General features: G+C 35.6%; 22 protein-coding genes and 2 pseudogenes. 9 read left to right on the top strand and 15 right to left on the bottom strand.

All coding sequences use genetic code 11. The annotated features are described in order from the left end of the window. Window position 1 precedes the first annotated feature (1 nt). From clpX to CVFO_RS00105, 5 genes are all read right to left on the bottom strand, one after another. Window positions 2–1,267 carry an ATP-dependent Clp protease ATP-binding subunit ClpX gene (gene clpX, locus CVFO_RS00125; RefSeq protein WP_201339607.1) on the bottom strand — a complete coding sequence of 422 codons (1,266 nt, stop codon included), beginning with the start codon at window positions 1,265–1,267 and terminating at the stop codon, window positions 2–4. Between the two features lie 4 nt (window positions 1,268–1,271). Then, window positions 1,272–1,868, bottom strand: coding sequence for an ATP-dependent Clp endopeptidase proteolytic subunit ClpP (clpP, locus tag CVFO_RS00120; RefSeq protein ID WP_201339606.1), 597 nt, complete (start codon window positions 1,866–1,868; stop codon window positions 1,272–1,274). Between the two features lie 4 nt (window positions 1,869–1,872). Then, window positions 1,873–3,162 (bottom strand): trigger factor, encoded by a 1,290-nt coding sequence (gene tig / locus CVFO_RS00115; RefSeq protein WP_201339605.1) that lies wholly within the window; start codon window positions 3,160–3,162, stop codon window positions 1,873–1,875. 127 nt (window positions 3,163–3,289) lie between these two features. Continuing rightward, complete coding sequence (locus tag CVFO_RS00110; protein WP_201339604.1) at window positions 3,290–3,931, bottom strand: c-type cytochrome; 642 nt, start codon at window positions 3,929–3,931, stop codon at window positions 3,290–3,292. An 83-nt stretch (window positions 3,932–4,014) separates the two neighbouring features. After that, window positions 4,015–4,302: a c-type cytochrome gene (locus CVFO_RS00105; protein WP_201339603.1), complete on the bottom strand. Its 288-nt coding sequence runs from the start codon at window positions 4,300–4,302 to the stop codon at window positions 4,015–4,017. Between the two features lie 74 nt (window positions 4,303–4,376). Between CVFO_RS00105 and yihA the strand changes: the two genes are divergently transcribed. The 3 genes and pseudogenes from yihA to CVFO_RS09315 form a co-directional block, all read left to right on the top strand. Continuing rightward, a complete protein-coding gene (gene yihA, locus CVFO_RS00100; RefSeq protein ID WP_201339602.1) occupies window positions 4,377–4,976 on the top strand; it encodes a ribosome biogenesis GTP-binding protein YihA/YsxC in 600 nt (199 codons plus the stop codon). Then, window positions 4,966–7,440, top strand: a complete 2,475-nt coding sequence (locus CVFO_RS00095) for a PD-(D/E)XK nuclease family protein (protein ID WP_201339601.1) — start codon at window positions 4,966–4,968, stop codon at window positions 7,438–7,440. Before yihA ends, CVFO_RS00095 begins: the two co-directional genes overlap by 11 nt. A gap of 531 nt (window positions 7,441–7,971) precedes the next feature. Beyond that, window positions 7,972–8,124, top strand: a pseudogene (locus CVFO_RS09315) (thioesterase family protein); the annotation flags it as partial. Window positions 8,125–8,497: 373 nt separating this feature from the next. Here CVFO_RS09315 and CVFO_RS00085 read toward each other — a convergent pair. Continuing rightward, on the bottom strand, window positions 8,498–8,695 hold the full coding sequence (locus CVFO_RS00085; RefSeq protein ID WP_201339599.1) for a transposase: 198 nt from the start codon (window positions 8,693–8,695) through the stop codon (window positions 8,498–8,500). Between the two features lie 262 nt (window positions 8,696–8,957). On the opposite strand from CVFO_RS00085, the gene CVFO_RS00080 reads away from it, so the two are divergent. The 6 genes from CVFO_RS00080 (at window position 8,958) to CVFO_RS00055 (ending at window position 11,445) form a co-directional block, all read left to right on the top strand. After that, the gene (locus tag CVFO_RS00080) at window positions 8,958–9,179 is read left to right on the top strand and encodes a response regulator (RefSeq protein WP_201339598.1); all 222 of its coding nucleotides are present in this window, start codon (window positions 8,958–8,960) and stop codon (window positions 9,177–9,179) included. Next, on the top strand, window positions 9,180–9,419 hold the full coding sequence (locus CVFO_RS09310) for a winged helix-turn-helix domain-containing protein (protein ID WP_201340358.1): 240 nt from the start codon (window positions 9,180–9,182) through the stop codon (window positions 9,417–9,419). A 10-nt stretch (window positions 9,420–9,429) separates the two neighbouring features. Then, entirely contained in the window at window positions 9,430–9,576 is a 147-nt protein-coding gene (locus tag CVFO_RS00070) for a hypothetical protein (protein WP_201339597.1), read from the top strand. 22 nt (window positions 9,577–9,598) lie between these two features. Further along, the gene (locus CVFO_RS00065; RefSeq protein WP_201339596.1) at window positions 9,599–10,366 is read left to right on the top strand and encodes a histidine kinase dimerization/phospho-acceptor domain-containing protein; all 768 of its coding nucleotides are present in this window, start codon (window positions 9,599–9,601) and stop codon (window positions 10,364–10,366) included. A 75-nt stretch (window positions 10,367–10,441) separates the two neighbouring features. After that, on the top strand, window positions 10,442–10,717 hold the full coding sequence (locus CVFO_RS09305) for an ATP-binding protein (protein WP_201340350.1): 276 nt from the start codon (window positions 10,442–10,444) through the stop codon (window positions 10,715–10,717). Window positions 10,718–10,911: 194 nt separating this feature from the next. Then, window positions 10,912–11,445, top strand: coding sequence for a hypothetical protein (locus CVFO_RS00055; protein ID WP_201338976.1), 534 nt, complete (start codon window positions 10,912–10,914; stop codon window positions 11,443–11,445). 151 nt (window positions 11,446–11,596) lie between these two features. On the opposite strand, the gene CVFO_RS09300 is transcribed toward CVFO_RS00055, so the two are convergent. The 9 genes and pseudogenes from CVFO_RS09300 to dnaA form a co-directional block, all read right to left on the bottom strand. Further along, the gene (locus CVFO_RS09300) at window positions 11,597–11,770 is read right to left on the bottom strand and encodes a LytTR family transcriptional regulator DNA-binding domain-containing protein (protein ID WP_225879371.1); all 174 of its coding nucleotides are present in this window, start codon (window positions 11,768–11,770) and stop codon (window positions 11,597–11,599) included. A gap of 190 nt (window positions 11,771–11,960) precedes the next feature. Further along, window positions 11,961–13,001 (bottom strand): annotated as a pseudogene (locus CVFO_RS00045) (IS3 family transposase). 63 nt (window positions 13,002–13,064) lie between these two features. Continuing rightward, window positions 13,065–13,286, bottom strand: coding sequence for a ribbon-helix-helix domain-containing protein (locus tag CVFO_RS00040; RefSeq protein ID WP_201339595.1), 222 nt, complete (start codon window positions 13,284–13,286; stop codon window positions 13,065–13,067). Window positions 13,287–13,326: 40 nt separating this feature from the next. Beyond that, window positions 13,327–13,509: a CinA family protein gene (locus CVFO_RS00035; protein WP_225879370.1), complete on the bottom strand. Its 183-nt coding sequence runs from the start codon at window positions 13,507–13,509 to the stop codon at window positions 13,327–13,329. Window positions 13,510–13,606: 97 nt separating this feature from the next. Next, the gene (locus CVFO_RS00030; protein ID WP_201339594.1) at window positions 13,607–14,494 is read right to left on the bottom strand and encodes a phosphoribulokinase; all 888 of its coding nucleotides are present in this window, start codon (window positions 14,492–14,494) and stop codon (window positions 13,607–13,609) included. A gap of 19 nt (window positions 14,495–14,513) precedes the next feature. Further along, window positions 14,514–16,922: a DNA topoisomerase (ATP-hydrolyzing) subunit B gene (gyrB, locus tag CVFO_RS00025; protein WP_201339593.1), complete on the bottom strand. Its 2,409-nt coding sequence runs from the start codon at window positions 16,920–16,922 to the stop codon at window positions 14,514–14,516. 644 nt (window positions 16,923–17,566) lie between these two features. Further along, window positions 17,567–17,869, bottom strand: a complete 303-nt coding sequence (locus tag CVFO_RS00015; RefSeq protein ID WP_201339591.1) for a DNA replication/repair protein RecF — start codon at window positions 17,867–17,869, stop codon at window positions 17,567–17,569. 5 nt (window positions 17,870–17,874) lie between these two features. Then, window positions 17,875–18,978, bottom strand: a complete 1,104-nt coding sequence (gene dnaN, locus CVFO_RS00010; protein ID WP_201339590.1) for a DNA polymerase III subunit beta — start codon at window positions 18,976–18,978, stop codon at window positions 17,875–17,877. A gap of 214 nt (window positions 18,979–19,192) precedes the next feature. Further along, window positions 19,193–20,494, bottom strand: a complete 1,302-nt coding sequence (gene dnaA / locus CVFO_RS00005; RefSeq protein WP_201339589.1) for a chromosomal replication initiator protein DnaA — start codon at window positions 20,492–20,494, stop codon at window positions 19,193–19,195. Between the last annotated feature and the right edge of the window lie 39 nt (window positions 20,495–20,533).

Below are 20,533 nucleotides of genomic sequence, written 5' to 3'. Positions count from 1 at the left end.
GTTAGCCAACTCTTTTAGGCTTGTTGGGACGTTTTTGGGATTGATAGGCAATCAGTGGTGCTTTTTTCTTTTCTACCACTGCTTTGTCAATAACCACCTCGGTCACATCAGAAAGTGATGGCAATTCAAACATCGTATCTAATAACAAATCTTCTAAAATAGAACGCAAGCCCCTAGCGCCTGTTTTGCGTTTAATGGCCAATTTTGCAATTGCCAGCAAGGATGGCTTTCTAAAAATAAGCTTAACATCTTCCATAGAAAATATTTCTTGAAACTGTTTAATAACTGAATTTTTAGGCTGTGTTAAAATTTGCACCAAGGCAGTTTCGTCTAATTCACCTAGTGCTGTTTGTACTGGCAAACGACCAACAAGCTCTGGAATTAAGCCAAATTTAATTAAATCTTCTGGTTGAATTAGTGCAAATAAATCGCTCAGTGTTTTTTCTTCTTTTTGGTCTTTTACATTCGCAGCAAAACCAATGCCTGTCACTTTTTCAACACGTCTGTTAATAATTTTATCCAAACCATCAAAAGCACCACCACAAATAAATAAAATCTTTGAAGTGTCCACATCAATGGTTTCTTGATTAGGATGCTTACGCCCACCTTGAGGTGGTACACTTGCCACAGTGCCTTCAATCAGTTTAAGCATGGCTTGCTGTACACCCTCGCCTGAGACGTCACGAGTAATAGAAGGCGAGTCAGAACGACGAGAAATTTTATCAATTTCATCAATAAAAATAATACCGCGTTGAGCACGTTTTGGATCAAAATCACATTTTGATAATAAATTTTTAATCACATTTTCAACGTCATCACCCACATAACCTGCCTCAGTTAATGTCGTTGCATCAGCCACTGTGAAAGGAACATCTAAGATGCGTGCTAATGTTTGTGCTAGTAATGTTTTGCCTGAGCCTGTAGGACCAATCATTAAAATATTAGACTTATCTAGTTCTACTTTATTAGATACATAGTCACTTTGAAGGCGTTTGTAATGATTGTAAACTGCAACAGATAGCACTTTCTTGGCATGGTCTTGACCAATCACATAATCGTTTAAAAAGTTGTTTAATTGTTTGGGTGTGTAATTCCAATCCTCAAACTCATTAGCCTCTTCTTGTGATGCCTGCTCTTCAATTAAATCATGGCACGATTCAATACATTCATTGCAAATATAAACACCAGGACCTTTAATTAAACGCTCAACCTCAGATTTACCCTTGCCACAAAATGAACAAACCAATTCTTGAATATCGTCTTTCATAAATTTAACGTTTTGTCAATACTTTGTCAATTAAGCCGTATTTGGCAGCTTCATTTGCTGACATAAAATTATCTCTATCAGTGTCTTTTTGGATGGCTTTAATTGTTTGACCCGTATGCAGTTTTAAAATTTGATTGATCTTTTCTCTCACTTTTAAAATTTCTTGTGCATGGATATCAATATCACTCGCCTGACCAGAAAACCCACCCAAAGGCTGGTGAATCATACACCGAACATTAGGCAGTGCAAAGCGTTTGCCTTTAGCCCCTGCTGTTAATAATAAAGCGCCCATACTTGCCGCTTGACCAATACACAAGGTAGACACATCAGGCTTGATAAATTGCATGGTATCATAAATCGCCAAACCAGCAGAAACCGACCCACCAGGAGAGTTAATATATAAATGAATGTCTTTATTAGGATTTTCAGATTCTAAAAAAAGTAATTGCGCCACGACTACATTTGCCATGTAGTCTTCAACGGGACCCACTAAAAAAATAATACGCTCTTTTAAAAGACGCGAATAAATATCATAAGCTCTTTCACCTCGGGCAGATTGCTCCACCACCATCGGGATTTGATTTAAATTTTCAATGTCCATTTAGCTACTGTGTAATTTCTTGAAATTTTTTCTGCTTGAAAGTCACTTTGGCTTTATCCAAGATTAAGTCTTGAACCATTTTTTCGACCACTAACAACTCAATACTTGATTTTCTTGTTGGGTCTTGGTTGTAAAAATCAATCATTTTCTGAGCATCTTCACCATACGCCTGAGACATTTCTTGTAGCTTTGCATCAATTTGTTTCATGTTGACACTTAATTTGTTCTCACTAGAGATTTGATTAACCAACAAGCCTAATTTAACACGACGCTGCGCTTCATCATTAAAGGTAGAAGCAGGAATTTCGCCTTGTGCTGGCAAACCTTGCTGTTGCATACGCTCTTTCATCTCTTTGAGTAAGTTTTGTGCTTCATTGTCGATGCTAGACTGTGGCACGTCAAATTGATTGGCTTCAGAAAGTGCATCAAAAATAGCATTTTTATTTAAATGGCTAGTACGGCCATCAATTTCAACCTTCATTTGTACCTTCATACTCACTTTTAAAGCGTCCATGTTTTTTTCGCCAAACTTCTTAGCAAATGCTTCATCTAACTTTGGCTCTTTGGGTGAGGCCACTTCATTAATATTAATCTCAAAAGTAACGGCTTTGCCTGATAATTTATCCATATGATAATCTTTAGGGAATACCAAGTCCAATGCCAGCGCACTGTTAGCAGTTGCGCCCATTAAACCTTCTTCAAAACCTTTAATCATTGAGCCTTTACCAAGTACTATTTTGAAGTCTTTAGCTTCACCGCCATCAAAGGTTTCTCCATCAGTCGAACCTTTAAAATCAATCGACAATCTATCGCCTGTTTCAGATTTGCGTTTAACAGCTTTATATTCGGTCAATTGTTCTTTTAATCCATTCAGTGTTTTTTGCTCATCAGCTTTAGTAATCTCTACCTTGGTTTGCCCAATAGTAAGCTTTGAAAAATCAGCCACTTTAATCTCAGGAAACACTTCAAACGTTACTGTATAAGAAAAATTCTTCTCATCTTCTGAGTCAACTTTGCTGATAACTGGCTGCGCAACAGGCGTTACTTTGACTTGTGCTAATGCATCAGTCAAGGTTTCGCTCACAATCTCATTAATGGCATCTGACTTGGCATTGCCACCAAAGCGTTTACGCACAACAGAAACAGGAACTTTGCCCTTTCTAAAGCCGTCAATATTCACTTGCGATGCCATTTTTTGTAAAATTTTATCCGTTTTTTGGTTAAAAGTATCAATAGGCAGGTCTACTTTTAATGATCTAGCCAGGCCTTTTAATGTTTCTAGTGAAGTTTTCATTGCGTTCAAATCCGTTTTTATACTTGAAAAAAGAGCCAATTATACCTAAAACACAGGTAAATAAAAAAGGCAGTATAACCGCCTTTTGTATTAATTAAGGCTGTTCAGCCTTGACTCATCTTTTAATTTAATGCAGTCCAGCAATATATTGAGAAACCGCTTCAATCTCTTTATTGCTTAAATGTTTAGTGATGTTTCTCATCATGCCTTCATAATCATTATTACGTTCAGGCGCATTGACACCCATTTGTACATTATGCGCATCTTGGCGGAAAGCGATGAGTTGTTTGGTTATATAAGTCGCGTGCTGAGAAGCTAGAGCTGGAAACTTAGCAGAAGGAATGCCAGCTCCTGTAGGACCATGACAAGCAATACAAGCCGTTACGCCTTTGTCCTTATTGCCACCTCTATAAAGGTGCTCACCCAAAGCAATATTGGCACTTTTACTTGCAACACCTTGGGTGGTAGGCTGCTTAGAAAAATAAGCGGCTAAATTCGCCATATCGTCCTTGGTTAATGGTGCAACAATGCCTTTCATAATCGCATCTTGACGAGTATTTGATTTAAAATCTTGTAACTGTTTTAGTAAATAACCTTTGCCCTGCCCGGCTAATTTAGGAAATGTAGCCACCACTGAATTACCCTGAACACCATGACAAGCAACACAAGTTGTTGCAGTAACCTTGCCTTTGGCAACATCGCCAGATGCAAAAATATTGATTGAAGTAAAAGCGATTGCAATAATAAAAATTGAGGCTAATTTATTCATAATATATGCGTTTTTTGAAAAAAAAAGTCAACATCATACATTAACCTTGGTCTACTAAAATAGTGAAATGAAGGGTGGTTTTTTTATTGCTGGGATAAATAATCAGCAATTGCCTGCTCATGGCCAGCAACTATTGGTGCTATTGCATTCATAGTTGGGTCTTGACGTACGCCTGATTGAAAATCTTTTAGTTGCTTAACGGTATAAGCCGCATTTTGTCCAGCAAGGTTAGGATAAGTTGGAAAGACTGATACACCTGTGGCGCCATGACAACTAGCACAGCCACCGCTAGCATAATCTGATGCGCCATTTGCTTGAGCAAAACCCATTGTAAATGTAGCGACAGTTGCTACTAATAAAATTCTCTTCATTACTCTCTCTCTTTATCATTAAAATTAATGATCAATAAATGATCACGAATTTTCGATTATACACCGTTTTAACAATGCGCAAACACTACCACCAAACTAAATTCATGCTCTCTTGCCCCTCTTTAAAAGGCTGTCCGCCAGACGAAGGCTATGAGGTTATTTTTGCTGGTCGGTCAAATGCAGGCAAGTCAAGTGCCATTAATACACTCACGCTACAAAACAAACTTGCCAAAGTATCGCGCACGCCTGGTAGGACTCAACATTTGGTTTTCTTTGAGCTTGACAAAGACCGTCGTCTGGTTGATTTGCCTGGCTATGGCTACGCCAAAGTGCCAGAACGTGTCAAAGCCAAATGGCACGAAGATATGAATGAATACTTTAACAAGCGCGACTGCCTTCGCGGTGCCGTGCTGGTTATGGATGTTCGCCATCCACTCAAGCCTTTTGACCAAATGATGCTTGACTGGTGTCATAGTATTAATTTACCCGCACAAATCATACTCACCAAATCCGACAAACTCAAAAAAGGCGCCGCCAGCAACACCTACCTTAAAGTCCGTAATCAAATTAAAAAGTATCCTTATGTTGATGTGCAATTATTCTCTAGCCTAAAAAAACAGGGCTTAGAAACATTATGGACTCGATTAGACACCTTTTTTGGCTATGTTGATTAATGCCGAGTTAACCAAACTTAACACTCAAGACACCGTTGTTTTAGCCAATAATCGACAAGTACTAGCTTTTAAAAAAACTTTTGCCATTCAACATGGCAATACCCAACTGCCAAAAGCCTTATCTTGGGGGCAATATTTATACCACACTTGGCGCCAAATTAACCCTAATTCAAACTTACGCTTTATTGACCAGATTGAATCAAGACACCTTATCAAACAATCCATGCAAAAACTGGGGCAAAGCACAGACCAACGCCTATTGGATGAAGTGGTTAAAAATAATGATTATTGTGCCAATCATTTAATTGATTTATCCGAGTTAACTTGCTCAAAAATACGCTCATCTGAATTGTTTAGCACTTGGGTTAATGCCTATAAAAACACCAAATCAGCCCTAAGTTTGATTGATTTACATGACCTGCCAAGTTTAATTATTAAAGCCAATGTATCAATCACCAAGCCTTATATATACGGCTTTAAAACCCTAACACCTCAACAACAACTTTTGTTTGATACAATCGGATATCAACAAATTAACGCTAACAACACTCACCATATATCAGCCCTCACTTTTGATACCACCACAAGCGAAATCCTCAAAGCTGCTAAATGGGCAAAAGCACATTTTGATACCAATCCTGATAAATCAGTCGTCATCGTTAGCCCACAACTTAATGATATACAACATCAGTTAAGTTCTATTTTTGATCAAGTGTTTGACAACTTACTCACTGAAATTGGGCAAAAATCTTACAACATATCCTTAGGGCTGCGCTTAAATCAATACCCGCTGATTCAAGATTTATTATCAATTTTGACACTATCCACCCAATTACAATACAACAAAATCCAAAGCGCATTATTCAACCAAATTGCCACTTGCGTTTATGTTTCTGGCTACCAGCAAGAAAGATCAGCCAGAAGCCTATTAATGAACCAAGTTCTGTCCTTATCTGTTGATGAATTTAGTTTGGATAAAATTGACAAGGCTTTGTCAAAATGCCCAATATTAGAGGCTATTATCAACAATATTAAGCGTAAAAAACCAAGCAATAACACACTTGAATCCCATCTTTTAAGCTTTAATAGCACACTTGAAACTTGGGGGTTTGCTACTGATAGAAACCTAAGCAGTACCGAATATCAACTATTTAAAAAATACTTAAAAACCAGTTTAGGGCTTAATCGGCTTTCACTTTATCACGCTAAAGTTAGTACCCAATCTGCCATCGCTCAATTAAACAATCTAACCACGCAAGTTATTTTCCAAGCGCAAGCAAGTAAAACTAATATCCAAATTCTAGGTGCTTTAGAGGCACAAGGCTTATATTTTTACGAGGCTTGGGTACTAGGTATGACCAACCAATTCCTACCCGCGCGACTCAACTCAACTCGTTTTATTGCACATGATATCAGCGTAACACACCAAATCCCACACACAGATTACGAACTGATTGCAACTGACGCTAAAAACACACTGAAAAGTTTAAGCTCACTTGCCGACAAAGTCGTTTTTTCCTATGCACTAACACACCTTGAAAATGAGCAATTACCCTCACCACTGATAGAATTTAACCCAGCCATAAACACAAGCCATATTCAAAAAATATCCCCCATTGCGCTAGAGTCTATTATTGATACCCGCACAACTCATTTAGAAAAACCCCAAATCAAATCAGGTGTTCGCATTTTAAAAGACCAAATGGCTTGCGCTTTTAAAGGCTTTGCACATCGACTCAATACCCCAAGTTTCGATGCGCCACATATTGGCATCAACCGATTAGAACAAGGCAGTATTATCCACAACGCCTTGCAATATATTTATCAAGAAATTACCTCAAAAGAACAACTCCTAGCCCTTAGCACCAAAGAACTTGACAGCCTTATTCTTAATAAAATAAACGTCGCTCTCAAACGCCATCCAAACTCTGGTTTTAAAAAAATAGAAAAACTCAGGCTCTCTCGCCTTATTCACACTTTTATTGAAACCGACAAACAAAGAGAAGATTTTTGCATACTAGCAACCGAACAAAACATCACTGCCAATATTGCCAATTTAGAATTTGAAACCCGATTAGATAGACTCGACCAAATGAATAATGGCGACAAAATAATCTTTGATTACAAAACAGGCACCACCTCAATCGCCAGCTGGTGTGGCAGCGCCATCAGTGATCCACAACTCCCTATTTATGCTCTCACCAACAACGTTCAAGGCGCTGCTTTTATTGAACTGGCCTCAAACAAAATCAACTTCAAAGGACTCTCAAAAGACCCAGACTCTCTACCCAAACAATCCAAATACAAAGGCAAATGCCAAGATTGGGACGAGCAGCTTAAAATCTGGCAGCAAACCTTAAATACCGCTAGTCTTGATTTTCAACATGGCATCGCCACTGTCTTACCCAACAAAAATGCCTGTGACTATTGTGAGTTTGATTTGCTTTGTCGTATTGAAAAATAACCACTCAATCTCTTAAATCATGCACTCACCAAATAACAAGATTCATCTGTTACTAATACGTGAAGTCTAAATTGAGTTGTACAAATATGTTTTATATTCTTAATGTCACATATTAAGTAAAAAGTTATCTCGACCTTTTATTTTTTATAACGGCTGGAAACATCATTTTTTACATAGCTTTATTTTGATCGCAATATAAGGAAATATGTTCTTATAATAATAGTTAGGAGTTCATAATGTACAAAATAATAAGTTTATTATTTTTTACAACAGCACTATCATCGTGTATCAGCCAAACTCCAGGAGATGCGGCAATGCGTAGTTGTCATGCGAAACAGGCTAGAAATTTATATGAATGGCATTCAATAAACCAAAAAGATCTGTTGGCAACAGTTAAATTAGCGAGAATGTATGATTATGGTATTTCTGTAGATCATTGTTCTGTTAGAGACAAAACTGATCTTGATCAAAATAAACAAAAAGCAATATACTGGTATAAAAAAGCGTTGGAATATGGCGATGTAAGAGCCAATTGGAATATACGAGCACAAGTTTGTTGTGCCAAACTCAAAGACAGTTCCAGCCCTCTACCCAGAGTCAGAAGAATTTGTTGTAATGCCTGAGGTGTTTGCGACTGGATTCTTGGTTGGGTTCTTAGAGTGGGCATGTATAAAAGCAATGGATTGTCTACTGGTAATTGGCGTTCAATGTCTCGAACAATTCTACCCAGTCTGCTCTTTAATTTCTTATTCATTGCCCGCATTCTTTTGAATTGCTTAGCGTGCGCATAGCGTCCTGCCATTAAGGCATAGGTTTTGCATTTTCGATTATAATTTTGTCTGAGATTGATGTTGTGTGCTTTGGCGACTTTGACTAAATTTATTCTAGCTTTGTTAAACAACTTTGAGTCGGTTGGGAAGGTGATATTCTTCTCTTGTACAGTACTATCAACCGTTACTTTTGTCAAACTGCTTGGTTTGATGGTTTTGCTTTTAAGTCCAGTATTGATGGTTTCCACTAATAGCTTTTCAACACCGTCTTTGCCAAGGAGATTACGCTATTTGGTCATTGACGTTGGATGGATGGGCAGAATGTGTAAGAAGAAATGTTCACCAGTAAAGTACTGCCAGTACGGATTCTCAACCCAACGTTCAACAACTTGTTCATCAGATAAATCATAAAGGTGCTTAAGGTAATGCAACCCTGCAATCATTCTTGTTGGTATGGCTGGCGCACCTTGGTCTGAGAGAAACAACTGCCCCAGTCTTGATCAAAGCTTTGTCAAAGCTTTGTCAATCAATTAGCTTTGATAGAGCAACTAATTTGTGTTTAGTATCAATCATATTTTCAAGTCGATTTTTAAACAAATCATCTTGAGGTATGAGGGTATTTTTAGGCTTCATTTTTGACAAAATATTTGCAAGGAATTGGGGTCTATTTTACCAAAAAGTTGCAATTTTTGCCAATGAAAAATGGTGTTTTGTATTGTTGTATCAATAGATTGTTGGTTATTCAGGTTGGACTTTATACCTATCATCATGCTAACTGCTAAAGCACAAGAGTCTGACAAAGTTAAAGGACTTAATGTGGGCGCTGATGATTATATGACCAAGCTGGTTTTGTTAAAAGAGCTAAATGCACGCATTCACTCTTTATTACGTCGTTTTCAAGGGCTGGATAATGATGGGCAATTAACCATTCAGGAAATTTCGATCAACCTCACCCAGCATTTGTTATAAATTAGGGGCGACACAGTAGAAATTGGTGCGACAGAATTCCGCCTGCTTTATTTTTTAATGAAAAATAAAGGCAGAGTTTTTAGTAGATCGCAGTTACTTGATGAGGTTTGGGGTAAATTAACAGTGATTGATGAAAGAACAATTGATGTTCATATTTTGAGATTGAGAAAAATTTTAAAGCGTTACCAGCTAGAATCGTGTGTTCAAACCGTAAGAAGCATAGGCTGTCGTTTCAACTAGAGATAATGCTATGAAGCCTTTTATAAGACATGCAGAAAAATGGCGTACTGCACTTGTATTATTCATAGCAGTGCTGGGCGGTTTATTGACTAATGCATGGGTGAGTGGTAAGCCTGGCAGTGAGTTTAGCAGGCTACGTGATTTGGATTCATTTTAAACTTCAACAGTTTTATTGGCGGATGGCTAACGGCACAGAGCAAGCTAAGGTACCAGACAGCAACGGAGTTTGGGAGAAAATTAACGCCCAAGTACAGCAAACCAAGAACAAAAGTAATGAGCGAAAAAGGCGCATGAATGCCCTGCTAAAACGCTCCCAAAGCATCGTAAAAGGACTACCATATGCCACTGTTGTGCTCAATGGCAACAATGAAATTGATTGGACTAACAAGTTATCTGGTCAATTATTAGGCATTAGCATGAAAGTTGATCGCGGACAGTGTATTGATGATTTAATTCGCTCTTCTGAGCTGCATAAACTACTTACAACACAAAGTAATCATGAGGTTGAAATTGAATCACCAAAAAATTCAGCCATTAAACTATCGTTAAGAGTTATTGTCATTAATGCTGATTTAAAATTATTAATTGCACGAGATATTAGCGAGAGAGCTCAAATTTTAGATATGCGTAAAAGCTTTATTTCTAATGCATCACATGAATTACGCATGCCACTAACAGTTATTTCAGGCTACTTGGAGATGATGCAAGACAGCCATCTTTTGCCAGAGTCACTATTTAAAGCTGTGCAGTCATCTTATGAGCAATCAGAAAGAATGGGCAATATCATTGAAGATCTTTTAACGCTTTTACGCTTGGAAAGCACCAGGTTAACTCGTGAAGCAAGTGTAGGGATTAACATGGAAAAGGTCATTAATCATATTTGTAACAGTGAAGATGGTTTAATGATTACCAAAATATCATCAAAGGCGCCAAGTATTTGGCATTGAAACTGAAATTATTAGTCCTTGTTCTAATTTGATATTTAATGCAAAACGACACACACCAGATGGCACTAAAATTATATTAGCTGGCGTCAAGGGCTAGAAGGCGGGGCGTGTTTTGAGGTTCAAGATTACGGTTCTGGCATTCCTGCAAGGCACTTAACACGACTAACTGAACGTTTTTATCGTATTGATAAGGGCAGATCTAGAGGTCAAAAAAAGGTGGAACTGGTCTTTGGATTAGCAATTGTTCAACACATCGCCCAAAGGCACGGTAGTGTATTAGATATAAAAAGTGAACTTGGCAAAGGCTCTGTGTTTAGCGTATGCTTTGCTAAAAGCAGCGTGATTCTTTAATATAGTAATGCTAAATTATTCTGATAATCCTATGTTGAATCAGCTTTGCTAGACACTTTCTAAAATATATATTAGAATACCATTGACTTATAATATATTTACCATATAATACCCCCATCAAGACCACAAAGTCTGATTACTTAAAAACCCGCTTAACAATAAGAGCGTTAATACTTTTTAATTTGGAGATTAATATGAAAAAAATAATTGCAATTGCTACTTTAGTAGCTGCTACATCTGCATCAGCATTTTGGAATAACAACAACGGTTATGGCAATAATAACAACGGCTGGGGTACTGGCAATGGTCTTTCTAACTGGGGTCCATTTGATAGTGGTTCTAACTTTGGTCCAATGAATGGTGGTTCTAACTGGGGTCCTTTTTCAGGTGGTAACAACTGGGGTCCAATGAATGGTGGTTCTAACATGGGTCCTTTCAACGGCGCTAACAACTGGGGTCCTTTTTCAAACAACAACGATATGAACAACGATTCTGATTGGGGTTTCCATTATAATAATAAGAACACGACTAAGAACGTTTCTAGCGCAACTGCCGATGGCAAATATGCAGGTACTGCTGATGCTAGCGCTAAAGGTGTTGCTGACGCTTATGCCAAAGGTCAAGCTGATGCATTCGCTAAAGCACAAGCTGATGCTTATGCTAAAGGTTATGCTTATGCTAAAGCTAACGCAACTGCTGACAGTCGTGATCAAGTGATTGCTAAGTAAGACACCTAATTGACTGCTAGATTAATCTAGCAGCAAGGTTAAATAAAACCACCCTTTGGGTGGTTTTATTGTCTGAAAAACAACAGTACACAAATATTTTTGTGTGACTTGTTTGATAAATGGTAGGCATAAAATAATATAGCAGCTAAATTTAGCAAGAAAAAGCCCTTGAGCAATACAAGGCTACATTTTTTTTAAATAAGTTAATATGGTTACGACTTACTGATAATGTAGTGTCATTATCTAGATGAACCATCAATTTATCCTGTTTGTTTTTGGATATTTTGCTAACAAATTCTAAGTTTACAATGGTTCCGCGATGAATGGTCCATATGCAGTTCTTTGTATTCCATCATCTGCTGAACATTATTTGCATGTAAGGATTGAGCAGCACTATGTAACTTCTTTGTATTCCATCATCTGCTGAACATTATTTGCATGTAAGGATTGAGCAGCACTATGTAACTTGGAGTGTAATACCCCAATTTTCCATACAACTCTAAAGTAGAGGCTAGTCATCTTATCACGCCACCTAGGGCAAAGTGCGGTCGTTCGTTATTATAAACCCATAACCACTGTGTGGTTGCATCTTGTGCTTGCTCAACAGAATCAAACAAATGCAGATCTAAACACTCTTGTCTTACTGTACGGTTAAATCTCTCAATGTAGGCATTTTGAGTTGGCTTACCTGGTTGGATGTACATTAACTCAATACCTAAGGCTTGTACCCAGTCTCTTAATGCTTGGCTAATGTATTCAGGACCATTATCACATCTGATAGCCTTGGGCTTGCCACGCCACTGAATCAAACGTTCTAATGATTGAATAACTCGTCTTGCTGGCATGGACAAGTCCACATCAATATTCAAGCCTTCCCGATTGTAATCATCGACAACATTAAAAGTTCTAATGTGCCTGCCATCAGTGAGTGAGTCTGACATAAAATCCATTGACCAAGTTTGGTTAATAGTTGTTGGCACACTCAGTGCTTCGGGTTTATCTCTTTTGATTCTTCTTCTTGGCTTGATTCTTAGATTGAGCTCCAGTTCTTGGTAAATGCGATACACTCGTTTATGGTTAAATTTGTAGTCTTTAACATTACGTAGATATAAATAGCACAGTTTAAAACCCCAACGCTTGTGCGTTGCGGTTAAGCGCAGTAGACAATCGGCAATTAAAGCATTGTCATCACTGAGTTTTGGTTGATAATAATAAGTGCTTTTACTAATGCTACAAACTTCGTAAATAAGTTTGATACTTGTGTTCTTATTTTGTTCATTGATGTTTAAAGCCATCCTCACGCCACTGGGATGGCTTTAGAACTTTTTTGCTAAGGCATCCTTTGTAATTTGCAGTTTCAACTCACTCTCAGCATACATACGCTTGAATTGAGCATTTTCTGATTCTAGCTCTTTTAAGCGTTTAACCATAGAGACAAAATCTGTATCACCGTATTTAGATCTCCATTTGTAAAATGTGGCTTGAGACATTGCGTATTCACGGCATAGATCAGCCACAGATATGCCTGATTGGTTTTGTTTGAGTATGTTGACTATTTATAACTCTGTATATCTTGATTTTTTCATGTGAAAACTCCTTATTTTTTATTATAGAATTTTCTACTTTAGAATGGTGGTTTTTTGGGGTATTACAGATGCCTCGCCAAGACGGCTATAAACCTCTTGTTTTTTAATTGCTTGTAGGTAGTCTTTGGCGGCTTCGTTTAGAAACTCAGAACGGTTAATTTCATATTTACTAACAACCTCATCAACCTCATTCAATAAATAAGTAGGCATTCTAAATCCAACTTGTTGTTTTTTTAGATCTGATATTGCGTGCATTTTGGTTGTCCTGTTGTTTATTTAAAAACAATATTATAATTTATTGTTTGACAGTTGTTTTTTCTAAAGCACTAACTACAAACGCAACACTCTGCTTAACCACCTCATGCCTATTACCATCAAAGTATTGTGTGGTGGTTGTGCATTTTTTATGAAAACAAAAACCGAAACAAACCATACTCACAGGCTTATTTTTTGTGCCGCCAGTAGTAGGGCCAGCAATACTAATGATACCCCAGTTTTTACCAGTTTTTTATTTACTGGTTAAAACTGGGCTTTAAAGGGATGCTTGTTGTTTGCATCTACTTAAAAAGAAAAACTTACTTATTTTCAATCATTTTTTTAATAATTGGATAAAGAATAATTTCCATTGCTAAGCTCATTTTTCCACCTGGAACAACGATTGTATTACGCCTAGACATAAACGAACCGTTAATTATACTACATAAGTACATAAAATCAACGGGTGTTTTGTCTAAATTATTAAAGCGAATCACTACAAAACTTTCATCCGGTGTTGGAATATCTCGGGCAATAAAAGGGTTGGAAGTATCTACCGTTGCTACGCGTTGAAAATTAATATCTGTTTGTGAGAATTGTGGTGTAATATAGTTAATATAGTCTGGCATTCTACGCAAAATAGTATCGACTGTTTCTTCTGCTGAATAACCTCTTTCTGCATTATCACGATGAATTTTTTGAATCCATTCAAGATTAACACTGGGCACAACGCCAATTTTTAAGTCACCATATTGTGCCATGTCTACATCGTCTGTAACTACTGTGCCATGCAAACCTTCATAAAATAATAAATCTGTACCACTACCTACTTTTTCCCAAGGGGTAAACTCGCCTGAGTTTAAATCGGTATTTAGACATTGGCTGTGTTTAGTAGCCTCTTCCTCAGAGTGCAAATAATAACGACGACTACATTTGCCAGTTTCGCCATAATCTTTGAAAGTTTGTTCGATTTTGTCAAATAAATTAGCGTCAGGGCCAAAATGAGAAAAGAAATTGTTGCCTAAATCCTCTTGTTTTTTAACATTTTCTTTCATTGAGGTACGATCATATTTGTGAAAACTATCCCCTTCAACAATCAAAGGATTAATACTTTCTTTTCTAAAAATATGCTCAAAAGCACGTTTAACAAAGGTTGTTCCAGCGCCAGATGAGCCTGTCACTACAATAACTGGATGTTTATTTGACATACTTGTCTCCTTATTTTTATTAAAAATCTAAGTTATTAACTGACAGAGCATTGTCCTCAATAAAGTTTCTTCTAGGCTCGACCTCATCACCCATTAGGGTGGAGAAAACTTCATCAGCAACAATGGCATCTTCAATCTTAACTTTAAGTATGGTTCTTTGTTCAGGATCCATGGTAGTTTCCCAAAGTTGTTCAGGGTTCATTTCACCCAAACCCTTGTATCTTTGGAAACTTTGACCTTTTTTAGCATCTTCAATTAAAAAATCAACCACATGACTAAAGCAATAAACTTTAACTTGTTTGGCTTTCTTTTCAACATAAGATTTTTGAGTAATTAAACTTTCAATTTTCTGAGAAAAATCTTTAATAGCTTTATAATCAAGAGAATTAAAGAATGCTGAATTTAGTATGATATGGTCAGTATCAACCCCATATAAGCATAATGTATATTCAACTTCATTAGAATTAGCGTTAAAAGTAACCGTATGTTTTTGTGCTGGTGTTACAGCCTGATTTAATTTTTCAGTCAAATTTACACACCAAGTGCTCATATTTTTTTTGTTGGTTAAATCATCAACAGGTGTTGAACTTGCAATTGCTTTGAGTAAAGTTAAATTATAGCGTTTAGATAATTTATCAATAATAGTATTTATTTTAAAATATTCTTTCACCAAAGATTCTAATGCCACGCCTGAGATAGCTGGCGTTTCTTTTGAAATAAACAAATACGCATCATTAACCGCTTCTTGTAATAGATAATCGTTTAATTCTTGATCATCTTTTAAATAGCGTTCTTGCTTGCCTTTTTTGATTTTGTATAAAGGTGGTTGTGCAATATACAAATATCCATTTTCAATTAACTCTGGCAAATAACGATAGAAAAAAGTTAATAATAGAGTACGAATGTGTGCACCATCTACATCTGCATCGGTCATAATCACAATTTTATGATAACGCAACTTCGTAATATCGTACTCTTCTTTACCAATACCACAACCCAGTGCGGTAATTAAAGTGCCTACTTCTACTGAGGACAACATTTTTTCAAAGCGCGCTTTCTCAACATTTAATATTTTTCCCTTAAGAGGTAAAATAGCCTGCGTACGACGATCACGACCTTGCTTGGCAGAGCCACCCGCAGAATCACCCTCAACTAGAAAAATTTCACTTTCAGCAGGATCTTTTGTTTGACAATCGCTTAATTTTCCTGGTAAACCAGCAATATCAAGCACACCTTTACGACGGGTCATTTCTCTTGCTTTTCGGGCTGCATTACGTGCACGTGAAGCATCTAAAATTTTCCCAATAATAATTTTTGCTTCTGTTGGGTTTTCTAATAAATAATCACCTAGTTTTTCATTCAGTGCCGATTCAACAGGTGCTCTCACTTCACTTGATACTAATTTATCTTTAGTTTGTGATGAAAATTTTGGATCAGGTACTTTAATACTCACAATGGCTGTTAGACCTTCACGAGTATCCTCACCCGTAATTGAAGCTTTTTCCTTTTTAGCAATACCAGAATTATCGATATAATTATTAAGTGTTCTGGTTAATGCGCCTCTAAAACCAGCTAAGTGAGCACCACCATCTCTTTGTGGAATGTTGTTGGTGAAACAATAAATACTTTCCTGATAAGCATCGGACCATTGCAATGCCACATCAATTTCAATGCCATCACGCTGAGCATTGATTGCAATAATATTATTATGAATTGGATTTTTTGCTTTATTAAGATGCTCTACAAATGCTTTAATACCACCTCCATATTTAAAAAGATCTTTCTTACCGGTTGATAACTCTTCAATTTCAATATGAACACCTGAGTTCAAGAACGATAACTCACGGACACGATTTGCCAAAATATCATACTTAAACTCAGTTATTGCAAAAACATCAACACTAGGTTTGAAATGAATGGTTGTGCCTGTTTTGTCTGATTTTCCAATTACTTTTATGGGTTCGTTGGGCACACCAATATCATAATGCTGAAAATGAATTTCACCACTACGATACACAGTTAATTCAACCCATTCACTCAGTGCATTAACAACAGAGACGCCCACACCATGCAATCCACCTGATACTTTATAAGAATTATCATCAAATTTACCCCCTGCATGAAGCACGGTCATAATCACTTCTGCTGCAGATATTCCCTCTTCAGGATGAATATCAACAGGAATACCACGACCATTATCACTGACAGAAATTGATTGATCTTCATGAATAGTAATGTTAATTTTTGAACAATGTCCAGCTAAAGCTTCGTCAATGGCATTATCAACAACTTCAAATACCATGTGATGTAATCCAGTACCATCATCGGTATCACCAATGTACATACCAGGACGCTTTCGAACCGCATCTAACCCTTTTAAAACTTTAATACTAGAGGCTTGATATTCTTGTGGTTGTTTTTCAGACATAAGCACTGGAAATAAATAAAATGATTATACCATGCAAACAGATAAATCCTATTTATTTATGGTTTTGATTGTGGTTTATACTGTTATGTTTAAAGGGATATAGCAAGAATTATTATCAGATTATGAGGGTGTGATTACGCCTTTGTTAATATGAAAAATATTTGTCCTATCATCCTTAATCAAAGGTAAATTATGATGGATATTAGTCACAAAAGTTTGCACATTTAAGGTATTTAAATAATGTAATATTATTTTAATTTTTTCCTTATTTAATTCAGATGACATGTCATCAATAAGCACAATTGGATTAGTACCTGATTTAACCAATGTTAATACTTGGGTTAGCCTGATTTAAATTGATAGTCAAAAGTCTTAACTGAGTTAAACAATTCGGACCATAAGGGTAATATTTCATTTGAGTGGATTTTTTTGCAATTTCTAAAAACTAAAAGTCAAGCTCTTGTACTTTGTTACTTAAAAGTAATAAATTAATATTTTTAAAATAACTTGAAACAGTTAGTTTCACGTAAAACATCCACAATCAAGATAGGATCTTTTGTTTTTGGTGTGCCATTAACAATAAAGCCCTTTGTCAGGTGTCATAATTTGCATGGGTAGTATTTGTGCTAATTCACTGGTGTTTTTCAATCGTTGTTGATTGATGTTAACGATGATTTTTTTCTGTATTTTTCTAATTTAATTCTATGTGTGTCGGTAATGGTATTGAGCTGAAAATTATCATGATCTACATTGATTAACTCTTTAATAACTTTGGTTTTAAAGGATCGATTATGGCCCAAATAATAAATAGCTTCAATTAAATTAGTTTTACTTTGTGCATTATCAGCAATAAATAAATTAATATTTTTACCAGGGTTGATGAATTGATTATTGAGATTGCGAAACTGATTAATAAGCAGTTTATTAATAATAGTTATAAAAATCAATAATACTAAATGCGCATAGGCATAACAATATATTGATAAATGTCATCATTCATACTACTTAATAAACAAGATTGATTTTCTCCACCAGGTATCACCATATTAATCTCATTGGTGTGTAATTTTTCTAAAATTGAAATTAAGTAATGGATATTAAATGCAATTTCAATTTCTTTATCAAAATTTTTGGTGTTGATTTGTGTCTTAGCTTGTCCTCTTTCAGAATGTGAAAAAATATGTAGTTGTGAGTTTTTAAATACTAATTTAACCCCTTTAGTTCGTTCTTCAACAAAAATTGAAGCTTGTTGTAGTGAATTTAAAAAAGCTAGGCGGTCAATAATAATAGTATTGTTAAAATCTGTAGGTAATACTTGTAAATAATTAGGAAAATTACCATCAATTAATCGACTAATAATGGTTGTGTTATCGCTAATAAGATAAAAATAATTATCTGATAAATGAATGTTAATATCTTCATGTCTATTTTTGTTAAGTAGCTTGGTTAATTCAAGCACTGCTTTTCTTGGCAAAATAACTGTTTTTTTATTGGGCAAGTTATTGATTTGTTTTACTTCGCCAATAGAAAGTCGATGCCCATCAGTTGCAACAACAATGATACTATTTTTATCAACTTCAAGATATAAACCATTTAAGTAAGCTCTAATGTCTTGGTTACCCATTGAAAAACTAGTATTTTCAATTAAATCTTTTAAAACGTGTCGTTTAATTTTAATGATATCACTATTTTCTATTTTTGGTAATGATGGGAAATCTTGATGATTAAAGGTGTTAAGTTCAAATGAATTTTTATTAGCTTTGATATAAATTTTAGAACTTTCAATGATAAATTCGATGATTGTATCTTCTGATAATTTTTTGATAATATCAATTAAATCTTTTGCATAAATTGTAAAAGAAACTTCTTCTTGGGTTTTTATAACTTGAGAAACTCTTATCTCAATTTCCATATCTGTTGTGGCTAAAGTTAGTAAATTATCTTTAAGTTGGATAAGGACGTGAGAAAGAATAGGTAATGTTTGTTTTTTCTCAACCACACTAATAACTGTTTGCAAGGGTTCAAGTAGTTCTTTAACGCTGAGTTGTGTGTTCATTCAAAAAATCCTTTTATTAAAAAGTTATTATTAATATTAGTATGGTTATTTTATGTTAATAATGGTTATTTTTCTTTAAAAAATAAAGTTTTAGTCTGTTGATAACATTTAAGTATTTTATGTAAAAAAATGTGGATATGTGCATAAATTTTGTAAAGTGTTTAGGTTGTTGGTGTTGTTCACAGTTGATTGGATAAGTTGGCTGTATATATGTTTATAAATTGGCTAATTTTAATTTTATTAATTCGTAATCATTCTTTATTTCAATGCTTTCTAGGTGTTTTTCTTTGATTTTTTTAATTGCATGTAAAACCGTGGAATGATCTCGATTTCCAAAATGTTTTCCAATTTTACTTAGTGAAAGAGAGCTAAGTTCATGGCAAATGAATATTGCCATTTGCCTGGCAAGTACCATATGTTGTTTACGGGATTTTGAGCTTAAATCAGAGATGGTTAAAGCGTAATGTTTAGCCACTTCTTTTTGTATATCGTTAATATCGATATTTTTAATTTGAGGTTTAATTAAATCACCTAAGGCTGCTTCAACAATTTCTTTAGAAATAAAATCATGATTTATTTTTGAAAAATCAACAAAAGCTTTGAGCTTAAGAAGTGCTCCCTCAAGGTCTCTAACATTAGAAGCAATATGACCAGCAATAAACAAAGCGGTGTCCTCTGTTAAGTTGATGTTAATTCTTTCATTTTGTGATTTTTTAAGCAAAATAGCAGCGCGCATTTCTAGTTCTGGCGGGGTTAAATGCAGGTTTAAGCCTTGGGAAAATCGGGTTTTTAGGCGGTCTTCTAATGATTTAATGTTTTTAGGTGGCTGGTCACAGGTGAAGATAATTTGTTTTTTGCCACTAAACAAAAAATTGAAAATATGAAAAAATTCTTCTTGAGATTTTTCTTTGCCTGCAATTAAATGGATATCATCGACTAATAATAAATCAGCAGACTGGTAAAAAGTTTTAATATTTTCAATGGTGTTGTGCCTCAGGCTAGAAGTAATATTCCTAACAAAGTCCATCAAAGGCACATAGATTATTTTAATATTTGGATTTTTTTCTTTTGCTAAGTGTCCAGCCGCCTGCATCAAGTGTGTTTTTCCAAGCCCAGAGCTGCCGTAAATAATAAAAGGATTATAGGGCGAGGTTTTTATATTTTCAGCAATTTGCTTAGTTGCGCCATAGGCCATTTGGTTGGCATTGCCCAGTACTAAATTATCAAATGTATAGTCTTCAAATAAAGGGGTGGTGTGCTGTTGGGTATTTTGTGAATTTTGATTGGATGCAATACTGATAAAAATTTTTAGATTTTTGTTGTGTTGTGCAACCGCATTTTTGATTTGCGCTTTAAGGTGTTTATTAATGTAGTTAAGCACTTGTGAATTGGGTGCTAATAAAGACAAGGTATTGTTATTTTCAAGTGCTTTTAAGGGTTGTATCCATACACTATATTGAGAAAGGGGAATGTTGTCTCTAAGCGTGTTTAAACATTGTGACCAAGTTTGCGACATAAAAGCTAAATTAAAATTAAGTAATGATATACTAAAGTA

Origin of the sequence: Isorropodon fossajaponicum endosymbiont JTNG4 (assembly GCF_016592615.1) — a bacterium.
Taxonomy (GTDB): domain Bacteria; phylum Pseudomonadota; class Gammaproteobacteria; order PS1; family Pseudothioglobaceae; genus Ruthia.
This window is presented reverse-complemented; position numbering and strand designations above follow the sequence as displayed.